Genomic DNA, 6,717 nt, shown 5'->3' on the forward strand with positions numbered 1-6,717 from the left:
TACTATTTCCATATTCTAAACTCAAACAGCTTTCATAGCATTCAATTGATCGTTTTTTCTGTAATCGTCTGGGCATTCTGGCAAATGCTCAATAGCTTCTGCAAGAGCATCTGGCAGTATGTACTGGTCTTCATTTCAGTCCTGATCCTAAGCTTCATTAGTATCAGTTTGAATCAGCTACTGGTCATTATTTTAGGGGCAGTTTTTGGCCTCGTAATGGCAAAATTTTCTAGTCCTTTTCGGGAAAATAAGCCTGCTTCAAATTCATCTACCATTCACTCAAGTTATATTCGGCCACGTCATGCACCTTACTGGTTCATCGCATTTTTATTACCGTTTTTCCTGATTCCTCTACTAGTCAAATCTGGTTCTTGGCCTGAACTCGCATTTTTTGCTGATTTCTATCAAACCGGTTCGCTAGTTTTTGGTGGCGGGCATGTCATTCTGCCTTTGCTGCATCAGGACTTTGTGGCAACCAATTTGCTTTCGCCCCAATCTTTCGATCTAGGTTATGCGTTTGCTCAGCTGATGCCGGGTCCATTATTTAGTTTTGCCAGCTATGTCGGTGCTCTGTTACCTTGGACAGGTTCATCCTGGATTAATGCACTGTTAGCAACCTGTGCCATTTTTCTGCCTTCATTTTTTCTGATTTTTGCTACTTTGCCTTATTGGTCATGGTTAATGCAGCAACGTATTATTTTTCAGGCGGTGAGCGGGATTAATGCGGCAGTCGTCGGACTGCTTTTATATTTGCTGATTGATCTCTCTCAGGCATATTTTCGTTCCTGGTCTGATCTGGTTTTTGTCATCGTGATGATTTTACTGTTACGTTCGAAATTACCAGTCTGGTTCAGCCTGATTGCCGGATTTATCCTATATCAAAGCTACCTTAATGTTGTGTCATTCTAACCATTTAAACCCATAAAAAAGCCCCGAACCAGTCGGGGCTTTTTGCTCAAGTCTTACCAGACATCTGATTTAACTTTATCTTTAAATTTCGGATGGTCATCGAGCTTAAACTCTGGTTGCTCGATGCCACGTTTTAGCTGACCAGTATAGTCCTTGAGCAGCATCAAAATAAATGGCATCAGCAGCACAATCGCAATCAGGTTAATACTGGCCATGACGCCCATGAACAGGTCCGCCATATTCCAGATCAATGGCACACTGGCAATCGAGCCGAAATACACCATAAACAATACCAGCAACCGGAAAATAAACATGACCTTGCTGTTATTATTGATGAACTGAATATTTCCTTCTGCATAGGCATAGTTACCAATGATAGAAGAATAGGCAAACAGGAACAGAATCAAGGCCAGGAAGTCATCGCCCCAAGCACCAATCTGGCTTTCAAGTGCCATCTGGGTCAAGGTCACGCCTTCAAAACCGGCATTTTCATATAGGCCAGAAACCAGAATCACGATAGCGGTACATGAACACACAACGAAGGTATCTACAAATACGCCAAGCATTTGAACCAGACCCTGATTCACCGGATGTTTCACGTCAGAGGCAGCCGCCGCATTCGGTGCTGAACCCATCCCCGCTTCATTCGAAAATAAACCGCGCTTAATCCCCATCATCATGGCCATCGAGATCATGGCACCGAAGAAACCGCCTGCAGCTGCTTCAAACTCAAATGCTTTGCTAAAGATCAGCTGAAAAATAGACGGCAACATATCGTAATTGATGACGGCGATATATAAAGCTACACCCAGATAAAGAACTGCCATGAAAGGGACCACCCCTTCAGCAACTTTTGCAATCCGTTTGATCCCGCCAAAAATAATCATGGCCGTAATCAAGACCAAGACCAGACCAATCCAGGAAACTTCCAGATCGAAACCACCTAATGGCAACATCAGATTGGCTTCATTCCAGCCCCAGGCATGTGAGGTTGCACCCGTAATGGCATTGGCCTGCACGGCATTGAACACAAAGCCATAGGTCGTAATCAGTGCAATTGCAAAGACAATTCCCAGCCATTTCTGTTTAAGACCCTGAGTAATGTAATACGCAGGTCCACCACGGAATTGCTGATTCTTGTTATCCCGAACTTTAAACAACTGGGCTAATGATGATTCTACAAAAGCAGAACTCATTCCCAGAAATGCAGTAAACCACATCCAGAACACAGCACCTGGACCACCGACAGCAATCGCAATGGCAACACCTGCAACATTACCCACACCGACCCGGCTAGCCAGACCTGTTACAAAGGCCTGAAACGGCGTAATACCATGGTCATCATCGACCTTGCCACGACTACGTTTCATGACTTTGATACTGTGCCAGAATAAACGGATCTGTACTGCACCGGTCATGATCGTATACAAAATACCGACTGCGACTAGAAACACCACCAAAAAGTCCCAGAGTGGACCATTTAAGGCATCGACCCAGCCCAGTAAGGTTTCATTTAGCTGATCATTCATGTCATATCCTTATGAGCTTATGACTCATTATCTAGCTTAAAATTAGACGAAAAATTTCAAGATCATTTGGATGATCGTGGCATTAATCAAGTCAACGAAGAACGCACCACATAATGGAACGATCAGGAAGGCTTTATGCGACGCACCATACATATTGGTAATCGCCTGCATATTGGCAACAGCCGTTGGGGTTGCACCCATCCCGAAACCACAGTGACCTGCAGCAAGTACTGCGGCATCGTAGTTTTTGCCCATCACCCGGAAAGTGACAAATGCTGCATATAAAGCCATAGTCAAGGTCTGTGCACCGAGAATCACCATCAATGGTCCTGCCAGATCCGCCAGTTGCCATAATTTTAATGACAGCAGCGCCATGGCCAGATAAAGCGACAATGAAGCATTACCAAACACATCAATCGCACGGTCGAAGATCTGGATTTTCAGGATGCCTTCCAGCACGTTACGCAGAATCACGCCACCTGCCAGTGCCCATACAAATGTTGGCAGTTCAAATACTGTATCTTTACTGAAGCCAGTCATCAGCTCCGCAAATGCCAGACAGCCTGCAAACAGACCAAGTGTGGTAATGGCATTATCGGCAGTGATCAGACGGACACGATGTGGATATTCAAATTGCACATATTCATCTGTCGTGCTGTCCATTGGCGTGTTGTCACGTTTTTCGATCTGCTGATCGGTACGTGCCACAGCAAGATTATGACGGTTAATCAACAGTTTCGCCAAAGGCCCACCGATAATTCCACCAATAATCAGACCAAAGGTCGCACTTGCCATCCCGAGCGCCAAAGCCCCCTGAATACCATGCTCAACCTCCATAATTTCACCCCAGGCGCCAGCAGTACCATGTCCACCAGTCAGCGTAATCGAGCCGGCAATCAGACCAATCAGGGGATCAATACCCAGTAAACTTGCCAAGCCCATGCCGACTGCGTTTTGTAGTGCAATAAATGTTGAGATGGCAACCAGGAAGATCACCAGTCCAATACCGCCTTCACGCAATTTGGCAAAGTTCGCGCTTAAACCGATTGACGCAAAGAAAATCAGCATGAAACTGGTTTGCAGCTCTGCACTCGTAGTAATGCTATAGCCCCAGAACGAATGAACCAGCAGAGAGATAACCGCTGCAACCAGACCACCTGCGACAGGTTCAGGAATGTTGTAACGTTTTAAAAAATCGATTTTATCCACCAGAAACCGGCCCAGTAATAGCACAATTACTGCAGCGATCAGGGTATAAAATGCGTTAAAAGTAAAATCCATAATTTTTTTGTCCAAGATGGTTTTGAATTTTTGTCATTCTAAAAGTCGTGTTGCGATTCATTTCTATAAAAGAAAACCTTACATTACCCCATGTAATTGTCATCTTCTTCATTCATCCATCGCTTTTAGAATCAACAAAGCATTCCGCATCTGTTTCAAACTTATGAATATCATCGTGATGATCATATTCAGTGAGAGATTTATAAAAGCGAAAAACGGCCTTTTGCTGATTGCATCAGCTACGCCAGATGCATAAATTCATCTAAGCGTGCAACTCATAGCGATAACATCCAGCCTATATTTTTTACTTCTCAACCAGCATGAATTGCTGCATGAGTGCTTTTAACCTTACTGAGTTCATCAAGTCATTTGGAATAATGATATTTCAAATAGAGCTTGACCATGCAATCTTCATTATTTCTTCAAAATGCATGTATTCAATTGAAAAGTCGCACATTATGCTGTTTCTTTGTATAAAGTTTTATTGTTTTTTATTAACTATATTTAGCGAATATATAAAAAATAATTATAACTTCTTATTTTTTATAGTTTACTACCCCTAAATTTTAATCGAAATAAAATATTAATTGAACGTAAAAACGGATATTTAATTTTATTTTTAAGATTGAATTTTAATCATTCTATTTTGTTTTTAACTTTCCTTTTAGTTCCAGCCATTGATGTTAATTGCTCAAGATATCAGCATCTAAAATATCGGTTGCATGTTCAGAAGCAATTTTGTTTAAACATTCAATAAATTTTTTAGGCTATTTATATAACTCCTATATCACCTAAGTACATTCTCATTCATGTGATTTTTATTAATCATCTCAATTCACTGTGAAACTAAAATTCCCCCTGCCCGACAGGGTTTGTTTGGTTTATAGTCAGTTCACCATCATTAAGGATATGAGATTGGAAATTAAAATGGATCAAAACCTCGTTCATGCTGTAGATCAAACCATTACTTCCCGTCATTCAGTTCGTGCTTTTCTGGATACGCCAGTCAGTACCGACATGCTCAAAGACATTTTAACTGTAGCCAGCCGTGCCCCTTCAGGGACCAATACCCAGCCATGGAAAGTATATGTGCTGACAGGAAAAAAACGTGACGAGCTGGTGCAGCGTGTCTGTCAGGCGCAAATGGAGCTTTATCAAAATACGGCACTGGCCGCGCAATATGAAGAAACCTTTGCCTATTATCCCGAGCAATGGTTCTCTCCTTATATCGACCGACGCCGTGAAAATGGCTGGGGCTTATATGGTTTGTTAAACATCCAGAAAGGCGAAAAAGAGAAAATGGCACGCCAGAACCTGCGTAATTTTGAATTGTTTGATGCACCAGTGGGGCTATTCTTCACCCTGCATAAGGATTTGGGCGTTGGTTCAAAAATGGATATTTCCATGATGATTCAGAACGTGATGCTGGCTGCCAAGGCACGTGGTCTGGACACCTGTCCGCAGGCGGCCTGGAATCATTTTCATAGAATCGTGCTGGATGTACTGGGCGCAGGTAAAGATGAAGAGCTGGTCTGTGGCATGTCACTAGGCTATGCAGATCCAGACCATATCGTAAATACCTTTATTACCCCACGTGTTCCGGTAGAGGAATTTGCCGTTTTTGTAGATGAATAAGATTAGATAAGTCATGATCCAAGCATCAACTTTGAGCTGCTTGGATCATCTGATAGAGATATAGAGCTCTTGCAGCTTCTTATCTTTGTTTAACTCTAGGCAGTTCTAATTTCAATACAGACCTAAAGGCTATAACCACAAAGATCGCCATCACCAAGGCCATATTGAATAAAGCATCCCAGAACATAAAGTTCAATAAAACTCCGCCCAACAAACCGCAGACAAATTGCATACTGCCCATAATCGCACTGGCTGTTCCGGCACGCGCGCCCTGCTCTGCCATGGCCAGCGCCATCGCATTCGGTCCCACAAAACCAATGGAGGCCACAACGACAAATAAGGCCGCCATGACCAGAACAACAGATTCAATATTCAGATAGCCTAAAACCAGTAAAGCCAGGACACCGATTCCCTGTAAAGAGGCACCTAGTTTTAAACGACTTAATACTGAAAGATATTGAGCCAGATGCTTATTCATGGTCGAAAACAGCATGATTCCCACAGCATTCCCCCCGAAAGCATAAGCAAACTGCTGTTCAGTGAGATGATAATGATCCATCAGAATGGCTGAAGAAGCGCTGATATAGCAGAACATCACCGCCCCAGAAAAACAGCCCACCAGCATCGGTCGTCTGAAACTCTCATCCTGAAAAATGGTTCGGTATAAACTCAATACCTGCTGCAAATTCAGTTTAAGACGGCGTTCCGGAGGCAAGGTTTCCTGAAAGAAAAAATGCACACAGACCAGACTAAACAAGCCACAGCCCATCAGCACCAAGAAAATAATATTCCACTCAAAGAACATCAGTACCCATGCGCCGAGACTTGGCGCAATAATCGGTGCAATGGTCGTTACAATCATCATGCTGGCAAAGGCCTGTGCAGCCGCCTGCATATCCAGCCGATCACGAATGGTTGCTCGGGCAACCACGACTCCTACACATCCTCCTAAGGCTTGTAATACCCGTGCTGCAATCAGGCTCCATTCATTCTGCGCAAACATACACAGCAGGCTGGCCAGAATATACAGGCACAATCCAAAATAAAGTGGTGGCTTACGTCCAATTCGGTCACTGATCGGGCCATATAGCAACTGCCCAACCGCTAGTCCAAGGAAATAAGCTGGCAGACTATTGGAGACCATCTGGGTGCTGACACCAAAATCCGCTGCCATTTCTGGCAAGGCAGAGAGATACATATCAATGGATAAAGGACCAAGTGCAGTCAGTGAAGCCAGCAAAATAATCCAGGACATGGCATAAGGCCGTGGTGCTGTCGAATTGGAGTTCATGTAATTAAAGATTTTAATGCGTAGTAGGCAGACAAATTAACATAGCGCATAGTATGATTTACATGGAAATTA

At 43.4% G+C, this 6,717-nt stretch carries 5 protein-coding genes; 2 read left to right on the forward strand and 3 right to left on the reverse strand.

What is annotated here, in order from left to right:
* On the forward strand, positions 1-909 hold a 909-nt coding region (locus tag B4J23_RS07880; RefSeq protein WP_291359810.1), incomplete at its 5' end, for a chromate transporter.
* Between the two features lie 53 nt (positions 910-962).
* Here the strand turns inward: B4J23_RS07880 and B4J23_RS07885 are convergent.
* Both B4J23_RS07885 and gltS read right to left on the reverse strand, forming a co-directional pair.
* Positions 963-2,438, reverse strand: a complete 1,476-nt coding sequence (locus B4J23_RS07885) for an alanine/glycine:cation symporter family protein (protein ID WP_291359812.1) — start codon at positions 2,436-2,438, stop codon at positions 963-965.
* A gap of 42 nt (positions 2,439-2,480) precedes the next feature.
* Positions 2,481-3,719: a sodium/glutamate symporter gene (gene gltS, locus B4J23_RS07890; protein WP_004784955.1), complete on the reverse strand. Its 1,239-nt coding sequence runs from the start codon at positions 3,717-3,719 to the stop codon at positions 2,481-2,483.
* Positions 3,720-4,646: 927 nt separating this feature from the next.
* On the opposite strand from gltS, the gene B4J23_RS07895 reads away from it, so the two are divergent.
* The gene (locus B4J23_RS07895; RefSeq protein WP_291359814.1) at positions 4,647-5,354 is read left to right on the forward strand and encodes a nitroreductase; all 708 of its coding nucleotides are present in this window, start codon (positions 4,647-4,649) and stop codon (positions 5,352-5,354) included.
* Positions 5,355-5,433: 79 nt separating this feature from the next.
* On the opposite strand, the gene B4J23_RS07900 is transcribed toward B4J23_RS07895, so the two are convergent.
* Positions 5,434-6,645 carry a multidrug effflux MFS transporter gene (locus B4J23_RS07900; protein WP_291359816.1) on the reverse strand — a complete coding sequence of 404 codons (1,212 nt, stop codon included), beginning with the start codon at positions 6,643-6,645 and terminating at the stop codon, positions 5,434-5,436.
* Positions 6,646-6,717 lie beyond the last annotated feature (72 nt).

It is taken from the genome of Acinetobacter sp. UBA3025 (genome assembly GCF_002367915.1).
Taxonomy (GTDB): Bacteria; Pseudomonadota; Gammaproteobacteria; order Pseudomonadales; family Moraxellaceae; genus Acinetobacter.

Excerpts from the sequence above, each read along its gene's own strand:
- B4J23_RS07885 (WP_291359812.1), bottom strand. The coding sequence starts at position 2,438 with ATGAATGATCAGCTAAATGAAACCTTACTGGGCTGGGTCGATGCCTTA.
- gltS (WP_004784955.1), bottom strand. The coding sequence starts at position 3,719 with ATGGATTTTACTTTTAACGCATTTTATACCCTGATCGCTGCAGTAATT.
- B4J23_RS07895 (WP_291359814.1), top strand. The coding sequence starts at position 4,647 with ATGGATCAAAACCTCGTTCATGCTGTAGATCAAACCATTACTTCCCGT.
- B4J23_RS07900 (WP_291359816.1), bottom strand. The coding sequence starts at position 6,645 with ATGAACTCCAATTCGACAGCACCACGGCCTTATGCCATGTCCTGGATT.